The following is a 19,363-nucleotide window of genomic DNA, read 5'->3' on the forward strand; positions in this document are numbered from 1 at the left end:
TTGGTTCCGCTGTTTTTAATGTCGCCACCTACGCTACCGCCATTGATGGAGATTTGACTAATTGTGCCGGAGTTTTGGATATTACCGCCTAAACTTCCACCATTGACGGCAATACCCTCTTTGATTTCGCCATTATTGCGATTATCAATATTTCCTGTAACATTACCATTTGCACTTATTTCTATACCTTTTCCAATTGTTGTGCCAGTGTTATTGCTACTCACACTTCCATTATTAATACTTCCATTAACTTTCCCATCAACTTCAATTTTTCCATTAATTTTTCCCCCATATCTATTCCAAATATCCCCAGTTATGTTAGCAGTATCTTTAACAAGAATATTTCCGTTGATATCTGAATTCCAATTTAAAACAGCGGTGTTATTAGTCCCATTTAATTTTCCTCCTATTTCAATATTTCCAACTATTGTTCCCCTGCCTGATGTGCTATGATTTACAATCGCTCCATTTAAAGTGGCTTTTTCTCCAACTTTTATATCACCTTGAATTGTCCCGTGATTTCTCATAACGGCTTGAAAATTATAATTACCCCCCGGAGTTCCACCCGTTACAACACCCTCTTTTATATCAATAGAGCCACTAATTGTTCCTTCATTAAATATGGCATAATCGTTATTTCTGCCAACAATAGAAGCACCTTTATCTACTACAATTCCCCCCATACTTGCGTGCGATTGATTAAAAACTTTACCATTTTTTAGCTCTCCCTCAATTACAACATTACCCAAAATTTTACCACTATTTGCATTATTGTTTCTGTTTAACTCATTAAGAATATCACCCGTTACAGAACCACCCTGATTAATAGTGATATTTTGACTAATTGTTCCCTTATTTGTAATTCCACCCTGTGTTACAGAACCATTGATGATAATATTGTCTTTGGTTACTCCAGTGGTATTTGTAACTCCAGTGCTAGCGCTATCAACAACAATATCATCTGCATTGACATTTGTAAGTAAGGTTGTTAAAACTAATGAACCATAGAAGATTGAAGAAGTAAGTCGTTTTAGTGGCTGATAATTAGGATTTGCCCCCCCCCCACAGAGTCAATGGAAGATGATTTTGCATAAATTTCTCCTTTGTTTGCAAAATTAAAAAATTTTTGAATTATACCTTTTTAAATGACTTTTTTAGATTAAATTTTAATAAAAGATTTTAATTTTATTTTTAGTAATTACGCTTACAACTAGATAAATCTCCAACAATCCCTAACTTCTTGTAAAGATTTCTTATTAATTTCTGCAACTAAAAGCTCTTCTCTATCTCCTAAACAATCCATAATTTCACCATTTGGAGAAACAAACAGAGAATCTCCATAAAAATTCCACAAAGTTTGCGTCAAAGAATCTTCATACTGTCCAATACGATTTGCACGCAAAATATAGCAACTATTTAAAAATGCACGCATTTTAATAATACTTCTCCAGCGCAAAGAAGAATCAAAAGTAGAGGCTGTGGGCAAAAGAACGCAATCTACTTTTTCTGCTTTAAGTTTTAACCAAAAATCATCAAAATGTAATTCATATCCAAAAACTGCCGCAAATTTAAATCCACCTACATTAAAAATAGGAGGTGTTTTAGGATGTTTTGGGATTGAATTTGCAAAAAATTCCATTTCATTCCAATGTTCATAAGGCATTAATCTTTGTGCGCGATAGCTTAGTGCTTTGCCTTTGTTTAAAATCAAAATTGTTTTATAAATCTTATCTTTTATCACTTCAAAAACAGGAGCAACCATTACAACATTGTATTTTGTGGATAATTCTAAGATTGCATTTGTTTCTTTTTTGATTTTCTCTAGTGTGTGCGCTCTTCTTCCCTTTTTAATTTCTAAATCTTTAAAAAACGGATTTAACAAATATTCTCCAAACAAAACAACTTTTGCCTTTGCTTCTACTGCTGCTTTGAGATAAGATTCTATCTCGTTTTGTGTGCGTGTGTTTGAAAGCTGTAATGCAGAAATTTTCATTTAAGATTCCTTTGAATATTGTGCTTTTAGAGTCTCGCATTGTAATTGTGCATTTTCTAATAATTTTTGTGCTTTTTGAAGATTTTCCATTCCTTGTTTATAGAATTCTAAGCCTTCATTTAGTCCAATATCTTCATTATCTAGTTGTTTTAAGCATTCTTCTGCTTGTTGCAAATATTCTTCAAAATTTAATGTTTGTTCCATATTGCTCCCTATTGTGTATTTTCTAATAATTTTTTCGCACTAGAACACAGATTTTTCCAAGCAGACTGCGTGTTTATCGCTTCGCATTTTTCATAAGATTCTATCGCTGCTAATTTATCATTTAATTTATCATATAAATAGCCTTGTAAATAATAAATTTGAATCCTCTCTGTGTCTTTGCTCGCACGAGATTGTGCTGTTTTTAACATCTTAAGAGATTCTTTAAAGTTTCCTTCACGATTTAGTGCTTCTACTACTGCAAGTTCAACCCAAGGAGAGTATTCATAGCGTTTATGCAAGGCTTGCAAGTCCATTAAATGTTTCGCATAAACTTTGATTGCAGTGTCATCTTTGCGTTCTAGCGCGTCTTGTAAAACCACACGATACACTTCAATCATTTTATTGCTATCCTTTAGGCTTTCTTCTAAGCGTGGCAACAACTTAAAGGCTTCTTCATTATTTCCTTGTTTAGAGAGTGCCATAAACAAAACCCAAGCACTATCATTGTGCTTTTTATCGCTTAATAAACTTAGTGTATCTCGCGCTGCAAGAGCTGCTTTTGGATAGTTTTGAGAAGAATATTCTACCCAAGCTAGACGATATAGCCATTCTTCTTTTTGTTTTGATGTCGCTGCTTGTGCGGATTTCTCTTTGGCAAGTTGCAATGCTGGGATAAACTGCCTGTTTGCATACATACAATCAAAGAGCTTTAAAAACTCACTCTCTTTTAATGTTAGCGAATATAAGCTCCCATAATATGCTGCTTCTTTGCAATCCCCTATTTTCAATGCTTCTCTTGCCAAAAGGCTTGTTGCTTGAATTAACACAGGAGGATTTTCCCCAAGCACTTGTTTTAAGTCTTCGCGCAGATTAAATACACTTAAATAATCTCCTAAATCATAATAAGTTTGCGCCTTTTTTTCTAAAGCGATTTTTTCTTCTTCTTTACCTTTGTAATTTTCAATTACATAATCATAGTGTTCTAAACGCTTTGTAGCATTGCTTTCATTATCATCTAATAGTAATGTGTCGTCAAGTTTTTTAACCTCTTTGCGATCGCTTTCATTTTCACTCTCTTTTAAAAACATTTGATAATATTGATGTGCTTTTTGCAAATCTCCTGCTTTATCAAACCATATTGCCATATCTTTTAACATCGGCAAATACAAAGGCACAGCTTTATCTTCAAAAGTGCCAAACATCACTTCTAATACTTTTGCTGGGGCTTCATAGATTCCAAACTCTGCCCAAGATTGCATCATCGCATAATACTTTGGCAGATCTTGCAAGAAAAAGTTAGGATTTGCTTGTAAAATATCATTTAAAAACTTCTCTGCTCTCTTCTTCTCTTCAGCTTTACGATAATAATCCCCTAAAAGCACAGAAGCCAAAGAAGCAACTTCTAAATCTTTTGTTTCATTTAACACAGACTCATACATCTCAAGCACGACCTTACGATCTCCACGCGCATATAAATGCTCTCCATAATTAAGCCTTGCTAAAAGCTCGTATTTATCGCCTTTATATTCATTAAATAAACGATTATAATAATACTTTGCTTCTTCAAAAAACTTCATATCCGCATAATTTTTTGCTAAAATAAACAGCACTTCTGGGGCGTGAATATCCGTAGGATAAGCCCCAAGCCAAGCCTTGCCAAGCCCGATGATCTCTTCGTAATTTTCTATATCACGCATTCCGTCAAGGGCAACTAAGCGCAAATACAGCACATCACGCTTAAAAATCGTATCTGGGTAAATCTCAAGCATTTCATCAATAGTATTTAGTGCTTCTGCATAAGAACCACGCTCTACAAAGGATTGCACATTTAAAAAATAATCCTTATCTCTACCGACTTGATTATCCATAGGACGCATTTGTGCATCAAGAACACCAATGCTTGGAACTCCATCAAAACGGATAGGGAAGTTTATCCCATAGCTTGGTTTGTCGTTTAAAAACGGAATCTCTCCTTCATAGCCTAAAATCTGCCAACGCTTAGATTTTGGATTATTTTCCATGGGAATACGCTGATTGCTTGATAGATCAAATTCTGTATTATAAAGCTTCATTTTTTTATTTAGTTTTGGAGTGATTCTTAGGGCAAACCCTTTTGTGTCGTCTTCTACAACTTCAGGCGCAATAGAAAAAAACAAAGTTTCACTACGCTGAAAGCGTGAAAGCAAAGAAGAATCAAAGCTACAAACAATCCCACTGACTTCAGACTCTCTATTAAACTCTTCATAACAAGAAAAGGGCTTTGTATCGCGCAAATTTAACACCGCGAAATTCTCCCCAGCTTCTCTCCCGCTATCTATATAAAACTCAAGCCCAAAAGCTCTAACAAACAGCATTGCTAAACATAATAAAAAATATCTAAAACGCCCTGCCAACTCTCTTCCTAAAATTTAAATCCCGCATTATACTTTGTTTTGTTTAAAACTTCACTTCACGCTCCAATAAACTCAAAATGCGTAATCTCTGCTCTTGATAAAATCCGCATAGGTGGTCCCCAAAAGCCTGTGCCACGATTAACATAAATCTGTGTTTTTGAACTATGTTGATACAAGCCTTTAAGATAAGGTTGCTCAAGTTTTACTAGCAAACTAAAAGGGAAAATCTGCCCTCCGTGCGTATGTCCGCTTAAAATCAAATCCACATTATGCGACTCTTTAACTTCAAAGGCAAACTTTGGCTGATGTGCTAATAAAATTAGCGGATGAGTTGGAATCCTTTTTTGCAATGCTTGCTCCAAATTAGGCTCTAGTGCATTAACACGCCTTCCAAAAAGATCATACACGCCTGCTAAATTGATTTTGGATTCTTCCTTTTGTAAAAGCACACAAGCATTTTCAAGCACAATAATACCTTTACTCTTAAGCACTTCTATTAAGGGGGCAATGCCGTGAAAATACTCATGATTTCCAAGGATAAAATACACTCCAAGCGGTGCTTTAAGTCCTGCTAGTGCGTCAATAGCCTTAGGCACTCTGTGAATCTCTGTATCTACAATATCTCCGGTTAAAACAATAAAATCTGGCTTTAATGCATTAACTTCTTCAACAATCCCTCCTACAACATTTTCTTCAATCAATCCGCCAATATGTAAATCACTAATTTGCACAGCAGTCATTTTGCCCTTAAATCCATTTAATGAAATCTTAACTTTCTCAACAATGGGCGATAATCTCCCCTCTATCAATCCTACTCCAAGATAACCAAGAGCAAAGATTCCACTTGTGAGATTTAAAAAATTTTGAAAAAACCCACGCCTCTCTTTTGAAAACTTTGGAAAAAGGATTCCAACTAAGAGCAACATCAAAGATAACCCCTGATAAAGCAACATAACAACAAACAATACAAAACTCACGCCAATAGATAGCGAAACCAAAAAATACATACTTTGTGAAAAATCCACAAAATAACGCCCCAAAAAATACAGCACAACTCCTAAAAAATTCAACACTAGAAAGTATTTTAAAATTTTTTGTGGAATTTTAGGTTTTACAATGCGTCTAATCAATAAAAAATAGATTCCAATATGAAATCCAAAAAAGACTAAAAGAGCTAAGATAGGAAATAAACTCTTCACGACAAGTCCTTATTTGCGCGCCACATTCCATAGCAATAAAATCACTTGTAAACCACAAATTAATACTCCTAAATATAAAAACCATTCTGTATTATGTTCTTTTTCACGCAACAATGTTTGCCCATAGATTTGCTGACTAAGTGTTGAAAGCTCTAAGTTCATTAATAATCCATTGTCTCCTTCAAGTTGTTGCAAAAGAGATTGATTAATTTGTAAAATATCTTTAAAATTCATAAGATAAAACATTTGATTTGCATTTTCTAAAAATTTTTCAATTTTAAACATTAGCCCACCGCTGCCGAAATACACATCATTAAGCGTAGAATATTCCTTGTTTTCAACGATTGTAGAAACAACAAAGTTTTGCAAAATCTGATGAATAGAAGCAAGCTCATTAATGCAATGCCTAAGCTCCAAAAGTATGTCTTGATTGTTACGCTTTAAAATCAAATTTGTAGAAATAATCTGCGATAAGAATACAATTCTTTGCGCCAGAAAACGCTGTTTACCACTAATATTTACATAATAAAGTGCTGCATTTTGCTTTTGAATCAACTCTTGATTGCTTTTTGCATAACACACAATCCCAATTCCAAAAATTACACACAATAAAATCTCTAAAAGAATAAATTTTTTACCCTGAAAAATACCCAATGACTGCCCTTGTAAAATAATCCGCGTATTGTATTATCTTTAATAAAAATTATCAATAAAATTGTGATAGAATTAGTCCTTAAAATCTTAAAAGTAAGGATAGCTTGTGAAAAAGAACTTTTTAAAAACTACTTGTATTGCTTTAGCTCTTGGTGGGATCCTTAGTAGTTGTGCGCAAAAATACGATTCACTTCCAAACACGCGCGTCAAGCAAACTTGCAATACACCTATTGTCGCCTATGAGCTTGGTTTTTTAAGAGAAGGACAACACAATGACTTGCAAATCTCAAGTGCGCGCATCCAAGAATCTCTCCAAACATCCCTTGCACAAAGTGGCTGTTTCACGCAAATTCAAGAAAACACAAATCTACACAAACACTATCGCTTGGATGTTGTTTATGGAAGCATTCATCAAAAAAATGCACAAGGTGGATTTTTTCACTCACAAACAAGTGATGCACTAATTTTTGAAATTCAATTATCTTTTAATAAGATGAATGAAACAAGAATTTTTCAAGGAAAATCTAGCATGGAAAATGCAAATGAACAATATCTAAAAATCTTTGGAAAATCATCTGCACTAGATAATAATCAAATCCAAATCACACTTCAAAATGCAATAAATTCTGCAATCAACGAAGCAACACGCAATTTCTCTAGAGATAAACAATAGTTGGAATCTTTTTTTGGATTCCAACTTAGCTACAATAAACTACTCCCAACAAGTTCAAACACGCCAAGCAATAAACCATCTACAAAAAATACTGAAAAGCACACATATAACGTTGCGATTCCAACAATGATTTTAAGCGGTAAAGTAGCATTTTGTAAATACACATTACCATCAGCAATTCGTGGCTCTTTTAAGAACATAAACACAACAAGTTTTAGATAATAATATGCTGCAATCGCACTATTTAACACCATTACAATTACCAAAAACAAATAGCCATTATTCATTGCAACGCTCATTAAATACACCTTTCCCCAAAACACAGAAAAAGGTGGAATCCCTGCTAGAGAAAACATAAACAAACCCATAATCACTGCTGCTAGCGGACAAAGCCTAATAAGACCTGAAAACTTTTCATAAGAATGATCATAGCGTTTATCCCACATTTGCTCTTTTGTGCGTGAAATCCAAAGCATAGAAAAAATTCCAAGATTTGTAAAAAGAAATAGAATCCAATACACAAATAACGCACTATATGCTTGTGTATCTCCAATTAAAATCGCACTAAAGGCAAATCCAGCGTGCGAAATAGAACTATAAGCCAGCATTCTTTTTACATCTTTTTGCACTAATGCTACAAGATTTGGCAATGTGATTGTTAGCACAATAAGTAGATAAACAATGTTATGCACCCACACAATATCCATAAAAAAACTAAAAGTTCTCATTGCCACTACAAACACTGCAATCTTTGGCACAATAGACATAAAACCTGCCAGAAAGGAGTTTGACCCCTCATACACATCAGGCGTCCAAGCATGAAACGGCACTAAAGAAGATTTGAATCCAAGCGAAGCGATAAAAAACACAATTCCACCAAGCACCAAATAAGAAGGTTGATAGCTATTTGCCTCTAAAACTTTCTGCATTCCTGCTAAATCTAAATGTCCGCTAGCTGCATACAAAAGCATTGAGCCAAAAGCAAAACAACCTGCAGATAACGCCCCCATTGTAAAATATTTAATTGCAGCTTCAAATGCTGTTGCGCGATTGTGCATTGCAATAAGCGCATAAAGTGCCAAAGATGCCGTTTCAAGTCCTAAAAAGATCACAATTAAATGATCACTACTAACCATAAACTGAAACCCCGCACACATCAGTAAAAATAACGCATAATACTCTGGGTATTGAAACTCGTGAAATTTATTGTAACTTAGCGTTAAAGGCACAAATAAAATCGCAGCCACTAAAATAATCAATTGCCCAAGCAATGACACTCCATCAACTAAAATTAACTCAAAAAATGCTCTTTGTGTTCCCTCAATGCCAAACAACATAATATAGCCCAAATCTAGTCCTAAAAACAAGATTGCAAACATTGTATAGAGTTGCTTATTCACACTCTTAAGACACATATCCACAATCAAAATAATAATCGCTCCACAAATTGCAATTAACATAGGAAAAATACTAAAAATATTCAAACTCTCAAATGATACGCTAAATGCTTCTAACATTTACTTTTCCTCCCCTTGTGTGCCATCCTGTGGAGATTGCGATTCTTGTTCTTGTGCATGTGGAATCTCTACTGCTTGCATAGGTTCTAATCCAAAAAAATCAAAACTTTCCTTACTTACAATCCTTGATTGCATCACTGCGAGCGTATTTTCCACACCCTTATTAATAGGCTCTAAAATAGGCTTTGGATACACACCAAGCCAAATCACAATCACAACTAAAGGCAATAATGCGCTCCACTCACGCGCATTTAAATCACCAAGTTTTAGATTTTCTGTATGAATAATTTTTCCAAAAAAAGCTTTGCGGTATAAATGCAACATATACACCGCACCAACAATAATGCTAATCCCAGCAATTCCTGCCATCACAGGAGAAACTTGAAAAAATCCAAGCAAAGATAAAAACTCTCCTACAAATCCCATTGTCAAAGGAAGTCCAGCAGAAGCCATAGCCATAATTCCAAAAATTGCCGCATAATTTGGCATTACCTTTGCAATCCCTCCAAACTCTGTAATGATTTTTGTATGTCGCCTTTCATAAAGCATTCCTACAAGCATAAATAACGCCCCACTAATGATTCCGTGACTTAGCATAAAAAACACAGAACCTGCAATTCCTTCAGCATTTAGCGCAAACACACCTATCATAATTACGCCCATATGAGAAATAGAGCTATATGCAATCACTTGCTTAATGTCTTCTTGTGCAAAAGCTACAAATGCTCCATAAATCACCATTATAAGCGATAACACAGCCACTGGTATCAAAAACACTATACTAGCATCAGGGAATAAAGGGAGAGAAAAACGCACAAAACCATAAGTTCCCATCTTTAAAAGCACTGCTGCTAAGATAATAGAACCAATTGTTGGCGCTTGTCCGTGCGCATAAGGCAACCAAGTATGAAAGGGAAACATCGGCACTTTTACAGCAAGCCCAGCAAAAAAGGCAAGAAACAACCAAAGCTGCACACCTTTTGGAATCGCACTTAAGCTATACCACTCCAAAAGTGAGAATGTCCAAACACCGCTAACTTCAAAGTAATAATATGCTAGAAATAAGATTCCAACTAGCATTAACATTGAACCTAAAAATGTGTATAAGAAAAACTTCACTGCTGCATAAATTCTGCTTCCACTTCCCCAAGCACCAATAATATAAAGCATAGGCACCAAAGAAAGCTCCCAAAACACATAAAACAAAATCACATCAAGCGCGCAAAACACGCCAATCATAATGCTCTCAAGACACAAAAGCGCGATGATTAGCTTTTTTGTTTCGTGTTTTTCGTTAAGATAGATAAACCCAATTAAGCTAATAAGCGCGCTTAATACAATCAAAAACAAAGAGATTCCATCTACTCCCACAAGATAGCTCACGCCAAAGCTTTCTACTAAAGAAAACGCTGTAACAAACTGAAATCCATCTGCGCTTGTATCAAATCCATACCAAAGCAAAAGCGTTAAACAAAACTCAATTGCACTAATCACAACAGCATAAGTTTTTAAATTTTCTTTAATTCCAATTGCTAAAAGTGATCCAAGTAAAGGAAAAAAAATTAATAAGGTTAAAAGGTAGTCCATACACCCTCCCTATAAATAAATACAAACAATAATAAAGCAACAACACCAAAGAACATAATCTTTAGCATTTTAGAAAGATTGCCACCCTGAATCCAACGCATACTCTCACCACTGCTATTTAGAATTCTAGCAATCATATCCACAATATAATCCACAACTTGTTTATCCACTAACCAAGCAATTTTTGCCAACCTAAAATAATTTTGAATAAAAATCTTATCATATAAAGTAGGGATAAAATACTGATGACTTAAAAGCTTATAAACGAAAGTTTCTTCCCATTTTTTAGAGAAGCCACCGCTTTTATATTTAAAAACAGCAAATACGATTCCACTTAATGCCACACAAGAAGTAATCAAAATCAAAATCCAAATTGTTTTATTATCTAAATTTGCGTGAAAATCCGGGAGAGTTTGCAAGATAAAATGATGAAAGTATCCTTCAAATAATCCTGCAAAAACCGCCAAAACACCTAAAGGCAACATCGCATAAAGCATATAAGGATAGGCTTCATGAGGATGCTCTTTATGTTTTTTCTCTCCAAAAAACACAAGCATAATGAGTCTAAAACTATAAAATGCTGTTAAAAACGCTCCAAGCAATAACGCTCCCCATAGCACATAAGCTCCACTTCCAAAAGCAGCCTCTAGAATTTTATCTTTAGAGAAAAAGCCAGAAAAAGGATAGATTCCGGCAAGTGCCACAGAAGCTAAAATCATTAAAATTGCTGTATATTTAAGAGGCTGATATAATGCGCCCATTTTAGAAATGTCTAATTTATCGTGCATTGCGTGCATTACATTTCCAGCACCTAAAAATAATAAAGATTTAAAAAATGCGTGTGTTGCAAGGTGAAACAATGCAATCCAATAAGCCTCCAATCCTGCTGCAACAAACATATAGCCAAGTTGCGAAAGCGTAGAATAAGCAATAATGCGCTTTAAATCTTTATTAACAAGTGCCATTGTTGCAGCAAACACTGCAACAAAAGCCCCTAAACATGCAATAGCAAATCCCACTTCCGGTATCATAGAATACAAAGGATTTGCACGGATTACTAAATACACACCCGCAGTTACCATTGTTGCTGCGTGAATAAGTGCTGATACAGGCGTTGGTCCTTCCATTGCATCTGCAAGCCAAGTGTGCAAAGGAAACTGCGCGCTTTTTCCCATAGCTCCAACAAACAAAAGCACACCAATAGCAATCAAAAGCTCCTTAGGTGCTTCATAAACATTTCCCAAAATCTCTTCATAATTTAAACTTCCAAAAGTCCAATAGATCAAAAAGATTCCAAGCAACATTCCAAGATCAGCAATACGATTCATAATAAAAGCTTCATTTGCAGCAAAAGAAGCAGAATCTCTCTCATACCAAAATCCAATCAACATCCAAGAACACAGTCCAACACCTTCCCAGCCAATAAACAAGCCAACAAAGTTATCACTCATCACAAGGATTAACATAGAAAATACAAAAGCACTCAAATAAACAAAAAAACGATTAAAGCTTGTATCATGGCTCATATAGCCAATTGCATAAATATGCACACATAAAGACACTAAAGTTACAACAAACATCATTGTAGCACTCACGCTATCCACCAAAAACCCAAATGGAATATAAAGCCCACCAGCTCCAATCCAATCCATTAGCGTAACCTTTAGCGCAACTCCGCCTTGAAAAGTATAAACAAACAACAACAAAGAAGCAAAACAAGACACCCCAAGCATTAAAGAAGCAAACACCCCTACCCCTAAAAATTTTTTCTTAGAGGCAAAAGGAATTCCAAACAAAGAACCAATCAAAGGCGCAAAAAGTGCGCTATATAAAATTACTTCCATTGCTAGCCTTCCATAATTTTAAGTCTATCAAGATCAAGTGTGTGATGCTTTTTATACCAAGCAATCAGCAAACCTACACCAATAGCAACTTCGCTTGCCGCTACTGCTAGAAGAAAAAACGCAAACATCTGTCCATTTAAATCTCCAAGATATTTACCCACTGCAACAAACCCAACACTTACTGCACTCAAAACAATCTCCGTAGAAAAAAAGAGCATTAATAAATTTTTGCGCCTTAGCATTCCAAAAACACCAATAATAAACATAAGGCTTGATAAAATTAAATAATGATTAAGCGTTATCATACTCTTCTCCTTTAGGCACTTGTTCATTTAAAGTTAAAGAATAGCGCATTCTCTTACCTGCCAACACAATTCCTGCAATCATCGCGACAAGCAACATTATTGCTGCAATCTCAAAAGGAATCAAAAATTTAGTAAAAAGCACATAACCAACCATTTGCACATTTCCGATTCCATCTTTTATTGGTGTTGTTGCCTGCAAGCTTGTGAGATTTTCTGCAATCACAGGAGAAACAACAATCAATACAAGCAATAAAGCTCCCATACCACTTAAAAAAAATAAAATCTTAGGATTTTCAATTTTTTCTTTTTCTAGCTTTTGGCTATCAAAAAACATCATCGCAAAAGCATATAGAGCAATGACTGCTCCTGTATAGACAACAATTTGCACCACACCTAAAAACTCTGCCCCAAGTAAAAAGAAAAAAGCCGAAACAAACATCATTCCAGCAGCAAGCGCACTTAAAGCATAAAGAACATTTTTTGTTGTAACAACCACCAAAAACATCGCTAAAGTTAATGCGCAAAAGACATAAAATGCGATTGCCTCAAACATCACTTATCCTCCATTTTTTGAGATTCTACTTCTTTAGATTCCAAATTTTCAATTTTAGATTCCAACTTTTTCTCCAAGTATTTTAGTGGTGTTGCTTTAATACGCTTATCTGCATCTACACTCACACTTCCTACACCATCAAACTCACAATCATTACCGCTTAAAACTTTGTCAATAGGTGTTAGCATATCATTTTTAAGTGCGAAAGATGCGCGTTGCTCACAAGCATTCTCATAGCGATTTCCATGCACAATAGCAAGCTCTGGACACACTTCAGCACACAGCCCACAATAAATGCAACGCCCAAAGTTGATGCTATATTCAAACACAACCTTACGCTTATCTTCTCCATAGCCAGTTTCCATTCTAATGCAATTTGCCACGCAAATTTTCTCGCATAATCCACAGCCAATACAACGCTCATTTCCACTATCCAACAAACGCTTTAACTCATGAACTGCACGATAACGCGGACTTAAAGGCAACTTTTCTAAAGGATATTGCACGGTATGGATTTGCGCCTTGCAAAGCTCCTTAAACACAAGCCAAAGCCCAACAAAAAGCTCTCCTTTTAATGCACGATTCCAAAAACGCACAAACTTTTGCGTCCCACTCAAAGGTGGAGTTTTTTCATAAATCTTTACATATTGACTCAATTTCCACCTCCTAAAACTACAATTCCTGTAATAAAGACATTTAAAAGTGCCAATGGAAACAACACTCTCCAACATAATCCCATTAATTGATCAGGTCTAATGTGCGGATATGCTGCTCTAGCCCACATAAACAAAAAAATAAAAAACATTACTTTTAAAAGAATTGCAACTCCACCCGGGATAAATCCTAATGGATTAAATCCACCAAGAAAAATCAAAGACACTACAAAAGAGAGTGAAATCATGCTTGCATACTCACCAATAAAAAACATTCCCCAACGCATTCCAGCATATTCAGTAGCATATCCTGCGACAATCTCCGCTTCGTGCTCTAGCAAGTCAAAAGGCGTCCTATTAAGCTCTACATATCCCGCAAACAAAAAGAGCAAAAACGCCAAAGGCTGTGAGAAAATCAACCAATCTGTAATGCCGCCATTTTGATAATTATTAATATCTATTAAAGACAACGATCCAACAAGCATTAAAGGGGCAAGCAAAGACAATCCAGAAACCACTTCAAAGCTAAGAAGCTGCACAGCAGTTCTTGCTGCTCCTAAAAGCGACCATTTACTATTTGCGCTAATTCCAGCGAGCAAAGGTCCATAAAGCCCAGCAGCTCCAACACCCAATACAAATAAAATTCCAACATTAATATCAGAAACAATAGGCTGAATCGTGCGACCAAAGAGTTCAAACTCAGGAAAAAAGGGAATAGGAGCCATTGCGATAAATGCCGTTGCAGCAGTAATCGTAGGAGCAATTCTAAAAATCAAGCGATTTGCGCCACTTGGAACAATATCTTCTTTAGTAAAAAGCTTAATCCCATCTGCTAAAATCTGCAAAACCCCAAAAGGACCAACAATAGTAGGTCCTAAACGCCTTTGAAAAAACGCCAAAACCTTGCGTTCTACATAAGTTGTAAATCCAGCAAGTGCTGAAAAAATCAACACCAAAAGCAGAATCTTAATAAGTGTTTCAATCACATAAGCCATCATTTTAAAGCCTTTATAGAAGCATTTGCATAGCGTGCGTTTTGGAATCCATCTTCTATCCCACACACACCAAGTGCGGCAAAATCACCTTGCATACCCTTATCAATACTTACCACTGAAGAGATAATCACCCCATTTAAAAAGTCAATTTCTACCTTATCACCTTGCGCTAATGCAAGCTTGTTTGCATAATCTTGGCTAAGTTGCAAGCCATTTTTAGAATCTAAATGTAAAGCCATCAAAGTATTCTTAGAAAAATGCGCCACACTATTACGCGCATAGAGATTATAATCCCCTAACGATTCTAAGGTTACAGGAGAAATCTCTTCTTGTTTTTTACAACAATTCACATCTAAAAGATAGCCACGAATCTCTGTGCCATCATTTGCATAACCAAAACCTAAATCATCATAAGCAATACTCTTAAATCCTTTAGATATTGGTAGTTCTTGTGTATAATCTATGGTGTTCTCATTTTCTAACCCTAACGCTCTTGCAATATCATTTAACTCATATCCATAATAAGGTGTTGCTGGAGCAATTGGCACAACACGCTTATCTACATTAACAAGCGTGCCTTCTTGCTCATTTAAATATGGCATTAATAAGGCATTGTCCGCTTGTGTTCCAATACTATATTTTCCTTTCACATTGTAGCCTATGCTATACCCCAAGCTTTCTTTATCTAAATCGCAAATTAGAGCAACTCCAAGTGCATTAGTTTGTGGTGGCAGCAACATCACCTTTACTTCACTTAATGCTTCAATGTAGCCTAAAATCTTAGCAATATTACTTGCATTTCTTGCTTCATACACATCAAATCCAACTATCAAAGTAGGATTTTTAGCTCCTTTTAATGCTTCTTTTAAGCTCTCTATTGCTTCTCTTATAGACTCTCCACAATATCCGTATAACTCACTTGTTAAAACTTCAACTTCTTCATCAACCTTTTGGCTGACTTCTTTTTTGATAAAAGTTGGTTCACCTTTTTCATCTAAAATCACATTTCCATTTTCATCTAATGCTTCTTGTTGAATTGTTTTACTAATCTCTTTTGTGAGCGTTTTGGATTCCATCTTTTCATATTTTTCAATCTGCTCTTTTAGAGATTGTGGCATTTTCTCTTTTGCAATACAAGCACTAGCCAACAATAACGCCATTGCTTCTTCGCTATCTGGTTTATAGATTCCATTGATTGCAGTTTTTACAAAGTTTTTCAATACAACATCTTCCATTGTGTGAAAACTTGCAAGATTTGCGCCTTTGTTTTGTTTCATTGCATTATTAATAGAGTGTGTAATTACTGGCATATCATAGCTTAATGCACCACCAAAAGTCATCACAAGAGTGCTTTGGGTAATCTCTTTTTGCGTTGCACTCCCTAAATTTCCACAGATTTTACTAAAGACATCCAAGAAACTCTTAAAAGAATACACGTTTTCACACACAAGTTTATAACCAAATTTCTCTTTAAATTGTTGCAAGATTAGAGCCTCTTCATTGCTAATATCTCCTGCAAATTTAATGGTTTGTGCTTCTTTAAAGGCAGCAATAGTCTTATTAAACGCGTCTATATCTTTTTTAATGTGCTGATTATTAGCATTAAACGCCAAACGACCTGCTGGACAAAGTGTTGAAAAGTTCCAATCGCTTACCACGCGATACACTTCCTTTTCTCCACCGCTAATACCCTTTTGCTTAACTTCATAGGTCAATGCACAGCCATTTGCACAATGCACGCAAGTGCTATCAATCCTTTCTAATTCCCACGCATTAGAACGATATTGAAAATGTCCAATACTAAGTGCGCCAACTGGACACACACTCACACACTCTCCACAATCCCCACAAGCATCAGCATCCACACCATTTAAACCAATAAGAGATTTTTTAAATTTTGTCCAGACACCATAAGCATCTTTTGGCATACTCTCTTTATAGGCTTTATCTGGCATTTCTCCATCATATTTTAATGCCTTAATATGCGATTTTCCAATCTTATCTTTACATAAAGTTACGCAACGCTCACAGACAATACATAAATTTGGATCATAAACTGCCTTACCCCAACTATCAAAGGGCTTATAAGTATCTTTTAGTGCATAATTTTGCTCTCTAACCCCCACATAATGTGTGTAATTTTGCAACTCACACTCCCCACTCTTATCACAAACCCCACACTGCAAAGGATGATTGACATCATAAGCTTGCATAATTGCTACACGCTCTTCTTCAATTTCTGGTGTATGCACTAGCACTTGCATTCCATCTTTAACTTTTGCGTTGCAAGCATACACGCGCTTTCCATCTGCTTCTACCATACACATTTTGCACGCAAGCGTTGGAGATGCACAAGAGAGATAGCAAATTGCTGGAATAAAAATAGAATTTGCACGCGCAACATTTAAAATACTCTCACCTTCACTGCAAATTACTTCACAGCCATCAATTGTTACTTTTATCTTTTCCATTACGCCACCTTGCTTAAACTTACAAGTTGATAACAAAAATCTTTTTGCAAGACTTTTCTTGTCGTCCATAAGATTCCAACCATTCCTTTAATTTCCATATTACACTGCATTTTTACCACAATCTCTTGATAAGATTCTAGCTGAATCTTAACCTTTGTATTGTCCTGCATTTTGCTCACCATACAAAATTGATTAGAAACTTCCAAGACCCCTTCTTTTCTAGCATCTTCTTGCACATACACAACTAAGCCATCATAACTTTTTAAATCCTCTAAAGGCATAATTGCCTTGTGTTCTAATGGAATCGCATTAATCTTAGAATCCAAAAACACAATTTTTAAATCCTTTAGGGTTTTGCTAAGTAAAGCTAGGATTTTTGCTAGATTTTCTGCTTTTTTATGCGTGGCTAAATCTGCTCCAACAAGTAGTGTTAAACCAGATTTTTTATAATTTTGCGCAATAATCTCCAACTCTTCTTCAGCAAAATTGCATTCTGATGCAAGATATCCTACATCAAGAGTTTTTACAAATTCTTGCAATGCTTTATCTTTAATTTTTTCATTGCTAAAAGTGCTTAATCCATAAGCAAGCAACGCAGTAACTGCTTCTTCAGCTCCCACTTCATAAGCAAATTGTGTAAAGCCATAAGGATTAAAATGTAAAGGATTTAGCAAAAAAATATGATGAAATTTGGATTCCATATTTTCCAAATTCTTTTTAAAGTCTTCTACAAATCCACCAAAAAGTAAAATATTTTTTTCACTTTTTAAAAGATTCATTTCGCAAGCAATTCCACCATTTTTCAAAAATGTTTGCACTAGTATATTCATACATTAGCCTTTTGTGCTTCTAAATGTTTAGATTTCATATCTTCTTTTCTTGCAACAATTGTCCAATCCACTTCATTAAAACGCAATGAATTTAAAAGCGTATTTCCACTAGATTCCACAACATCTGCACTTTTTTGCACATTGTCAAAATCAAGTACTTCAAATAAAAAGATTCCAACTTCTCCTACTTCTAATTCTGTATCTAAAATCTCTTTTAAACGCCCACAAAAATCATTTTTTAAATGCCTTAAATCAAAGCGTTTCATCTGTCAATCTCCCCAAAGACTATGTTTGTATTTCCAATAATTGTTACCACATCTGCTAAATAATGTCCGGGCAATAATTCTTGCAAAACCCCTGTATGAAAGAAACTAGGTGTGCGCATTTTCACGCGATAAGGATAAGGCTCTCCTTCAGAACGAATAAAAAATCCAAGCTCTCCCTTTGGCGATTCTGTTGGAACATAAATCTCACCAATAGGCGGTCTCATTCCTTGTGTTACTAGAACAAAATGTTGCATTAAAGAATAATTTTGTGTCATAATTTGTTCTTTTGGTGCAGAAAAATAACGCGTATCTTCACTCATTAATAGCGTATCTGTATTTGCATATTTATCAATTAGTTGATATAAAATTTTAATACTTTGACGCATTTCTTCCATATACAAAAGATAACGCCCATAACTATCACAACTATCACTAACTGGAATATCAAACTCTAACTCATTATAAAGCTCATAAGGTTCTTCTTTTCTAATATCCCAAGCAATTCCACTCCCACGCAAAAGCACACCACTTAATCCCCAGCTTTTTGCCATTTGCGGACTTACAACTCCTACATTTTCTAAACGCATACGCCAAATACGATTCTCGCTCAAAATTCCTTCATATAACTGAATTTGGCTTGGCAATGCTTCTAAAAATGCTTTTAATTTAGCAATCCAATCTTGTGGTAAATCAAGCGGAACTCCACCAATTCTAACACTAGAGTGCGTTAAACGCGCACCACAATAATCCTCTATTAAATCAATAGCAAACTCTCTTTCTCTAAAGCAATACAAAAAAATACTCATAGCTCCCACATCAAGTGCGTGTGTTGCAAGCCAAAAAAGATGAGAAATGATACGATTTAACTCTAAAAGCATTGTGCGAATCACCTTAGCACGCCTTGGAACTTCAACACCCAAAAGCCTCTCCACACTCAAAGCAAAACCATAATTATTAGAACTTGCCGCAATATAATCCATCCTATCTGTTGTTGGCAAAAACTCATTATAGATCATATTTTCTGCCATTTTCTCCATTCCGCGGTGTAAATACCCAACATCAGGAGTTGCCTTAACAACCTTTTCGCCCTCTAACTCTAAAATTAAGCGTAACTGCCCGTGTGCGCTAGGATGCTGAGGACCAAAATTCACCACCATCACATTATCGCTAATGCGATCAAAAGCTACATTTTCATAAAAAGGCATTAACTTATTAGGTTGTTGCAT

General features: G+C 35.4%; 18 protein-coding genes. 1 reads left to right on the forward strand and 17 read right to left on the reverse strand.

Annotated elements, in window-relative coordinates; genetic code table 11:
- The 6 genes from Q0358_RS03310 to Q0358_RS03335 all read right to left on the reverse strand — a co-directional run.
- Positions 1 to 749, reverse strand: a 749-nt coding sequence (locus Q0358_RS03310; RefSeq protein WP_299547146.1) for a hypothetical protein, incomplete at its 3' end; no start/stop codon positions are given.
- Positions 750 to 1,210: 461 nt separating this feature from the next.
- A complete protein-coding gene (locus Q0358_RS03315; protein ID WP_299547149.1) occupies positions 1,211 to 1,993 on the reverse strand; it encodes a carbon-nitrogen hydrolase family protein in 783 nt (260 codons plus the stop codon).
- Positions 1,994 to 2,197, reverse strand: coding sequence for an exodeoxyribonuclease VII small subunit (gene xseB / locus Q0358_RS03320; RefSeq protein ID WP_299547152.1), 204 nt, complete (start codon positions 2,195 to 2,197; stop codon positions 1,994 to 1,996).
- Between the two features lie 8 nt (positions 2,198 to 2,205).
- Entirely contained in the window at positions 2,206 to 4,590 is a 2,385-nt protein-coding gene (locus Q0358_RS03325; protein WP_299547155.1) for a flagellar functional protein, read from the reverse strand.
- A gap of 56 nt (positions 4,591 to 4,646) precedes the next feature.
- Positions 4,647 to 5,789, reverse strand: a complete 1,143-nt coding sequence (locus tag Q0358_RS03330) for a metallophosphoesterase (protein ID WP_299547158.1) — start codon at positions 5,787 to 5,789, stop codon at positions 4,647 to 4,649.
- A gap of 9 nt (positions 5,790 to 5,798) precedes the next feature.
- The gene (locus tag Q0358_RS03335) at positions 5,799 to 6,443 is read right to left on the reverse strand and encodes a hypothetical protein (protein ID WP_299547161.1); all 645 of its coding nucleotides are present in this window, start codon (positions 6,441 to 6,443) and stop codon (positions 5,799 to 5,801) included.
- A 106-nt stretch (positions 6,444 to 6,549) separates the two neighbouring features.
- Here Q0358_RS03335 and Q0358_RS03340 point away from each other — a divergent pair, with 106 nt between their 5' ends.
- Positions 6,550 to 7,116 carry a hypothetical protein gene (locus Q0358_RS03340; RefSeq protein ID WP_299547164.1) on the forward strand — a complete coding sequence of 189 codons (567 nt, stop codon included), beginning with the start codon at positions 6,550 to 6,552 and terminating at the stop codon, positions 7,114 to 7,116.
- Between the two features lie 29 nt (positions 7,117 to 7,145).
- On the opposite strand, the gene nuoN is transcribed toward Q0358_RS03340, so the two are convergent.
- From nuoN to nuoD, 11 genes are read right to left on the reverse strand one after another with little or no spacing between them, the layout of a single operon-like run.
- Entirely contained in the window at positions 7,146 to 8,633 is a 1,488-nt protein-coding gene (nuoN, locus tag Q0358_RS03345; RefSeq protein ID WP_299547167.1) for an NADH-quinone oxidoreductase subunit NuoN, read from the reverse strand.
- Positions 8,634 to 10,220, reverse strand: a complete 1,587-nt coding sequence (locus Q0358_RS03350; protein ID WP_299547170.1) for an NADH-quinone oxidoreductase subunit M — start codon at positions 10,218 to 10,220, stop codon at positions 8,634 to 8,636.
- Positions 10,205 to 12,064 carry an NADH-quinone oxidoreductase subunit L gene (gene nuoL / locus Q0358_RS03355; protein WP_299547173.1) on the reverse strand — a complete coding sequence of 620 codons (1,860 nt, stop codon included), beginning with the start codon at positions 12,062 to 12,064 and terminating at the stop codon, positions 10,205 to 10,207. The genes Q0358_RS03350 and nuoL overlap by 16 nt, the downstream gene beginning before the upstream one ends.
- Before the next feature lie 2 nt (positions 12,065 to 12,066).
- On the reverse strand, positions 12,067 to 12,369 hold the full coding sequence (gene nuoK / locus Q0358_RS03360; protein WP_299547177.1) for an NADH-quinone oxidoreductase subunit NuoK: 303 nt from the start codon (positions 12,367 to 12,369) through the stop codon (positions 12,067 to 12,069).
- Positions 12,356 to 12,922, reverse strand: coding sequence for an NADH-quinone oxidoreductase subunit J (locus Q0358_RS03365; protein WP_299547265.1), 567 nt, complete (start codon positions 12,920 to 12,922; stop codon positions 12,356 to 12,358). Before Q0358_RS03365 ends, nuoK begins: the two co-directional genes overlap by 14 nt.
- Positions 12,922 to 13,578 (reverse strand): NADH-quinone oxidoreductase subunit NuoI, encoded by a 657-nt coding sequence (gene nuoI / locus Q0358_RS03370; RefSeq protein WP_299547180.1) that lies wholly within the window; start codon positions 13,576 to 13,578, stop codon positions 12,922 to 12,924. The genes Q0358_RS03365 and nuoI overlap by 1 nt, the downstream gene beginning before the upstream one ends.
- The gene (nuoH, locus tag Q0358_RS03375) at positions 13,575 to 14,573 is read right to left on the reverse strand and encodes an NADH-quinone oxidoreductase subunit NuoH (protein ID WP_299547183.1); all 999 of its coding nucleotides are present in this window, start codon (positions 14,571 to 14,573) and stop codon (positions 13,575 to 13,577) included. The genes nuoI and nuoH overlap by 4 nt, the downstream gene beginning before the upstream one ends.
- A complete protein-coding gene (locus Q0358_RS03380) occupies positions 14,570 to 17,041 on the reverse strand; it encodes an NADH-quinone oxidoreductase subunit G (RefSeq protein ID WP_299547186.1) in 2,472 nt (823 codons plus the stop codon). Before Q0358_RS03380 ends, nuoH begins: the two co-directional genes overlap by 4 nt.
- Positions 17,041 to 17,871 carry a hypothetical protein gene (locus tag Q0358_RS03385; RefSeq protein ID WP_299547189.1) on the reverse strand — a complete coding sequence of 277 codons (831 nt, stop codon included), beginning with the start codon at positions 17,869 to 17,871 and terminating at the stop codon, positions 17,041 to 17,043. The genes Q0358_RS03380 and Q0358_RS03385 overlap by 1 nt, the downstream gene beginning before the upstream one ends.
- The gene (locus Q0358_RS03390; RefSeq protein ID WP_299547192.1) at positions 17,868 to 18,137 is read right to left on the reverse strand and encodes an NADH-ubiquinone oxidoreductase subunit E family protein; all 270 of its coding nucleotides are present in this window, start codon (positions 18,135 to 18,137) and stop codon (positions 17,868 to 17,870) included. The genes Q0358_RS03385 and Q0358_RS03390 overlap by 4 nt, the downstream gene beginning before the upstream one ends.
- Positions 18,134 to 19,363 carry an NADH dehydrogenase (quinone) subunit D gene (nuoD, locus tag Q0358_RS03395; RefSeq protein ID WP_299547195.1) on the reverse strand — a complete coding sequence of 410 codons (1,230 nt, stop codon included), beginning with the start codon at positions 19,361 to 19,363 and terminating at the stop codon, positions 18,134 to 18,136. Before nuoD ends, Q0358_RS03390 begins: the two co-directional genes overlap by 4 nt.

Source organism: uncultured Helicobacter sp. (genome assembly GCF_937893305.1).
Taxonomy (GTDB): domain Bacteria; phylum Campylobacterota; class Campylobacteria; order Campylobacterales; family Helicobacteraceae; genus Helicobacter_D.

Coding starts and splice junctions, on each gene's coding strand:
- Q0358_RS03315 (WP_299547149.1), bottom strand. CDS start 1,993: ATGAAAATTTCTGCATTACAGCTTTCAAACACACGCACACAAAACGAG.
- xseB (WP_299547152.1), bottom strand. CDS start 2,197: ATGGAACAAACATTAAATTTTGAAGAATATTTGCAACAAGCAGAAGAA.
- nuoN (WP_299547167.1), bottom strand. CDS start 8,633: ATGTTAGAAGCATTTAGCGTATCATTTGAGAGTTTGAATATTTTTAGT.
- Q0358_RS03350 (WP_299547170.1), bottom strand. CDS start 10,220: ATGGACTACCTTTTAACCTTATTAATTTTTTTTCCTTTACTTGGATCA.
- nuoL (WP_299547173.1), bottom strand. CDS start 12,064: ATGGAAGTAATTTTATATAGCGCACTTTTTGCGCCTTTGATTGGTTCT.
- nuoK (WP_299547177.1), bottom strand. CDS start 12,369: ATGATAACGCTTAATCATTATTTAATTTTATCAAGCCTTATGTTTATT.
- Q0358_RS03365 (WP_299547265.1), bottom strand. CDS start 12,922: ATGTTTGAGGCAATCGCATTTTATGTCTTTTGCGCATTAACTTTAGCG.
- nuoH (WP_299547183.1), bottom strand. CDS start 14,573: ATGATGGCTTATGTGATTGAAACACTTATTAAGATTCTGCTTTTGGTG.
- Q0358_RS03380 (WP_299547186.1), bottom strand. CDS start 17,041: ATGGAAAAGATAAAAGTAACAATTGATGGCTGTGAAGTAATTTGCAGT.
- Q0358_RS03385 (WP_299547189.1), bottom strand. CDS start 17,871: ATGAATATACTAGTGCAAACATTTTTGAAAAATGGTGGAATTGCTTGC.
- Q0358_RS03390 (WP_299547192.1), bottom strand. CDS start 18,137: ATGAAACGCTTTGATTTAAGGCATTTAAAAAATGATTTTTGTGGGCGT.
- nuoD (WP_299547195.1), bottom strand. CDS start 19,363: ATGCAACAACCTAATAAGTTAATGCCTTTTTATGAAAATGTAGCTTTT.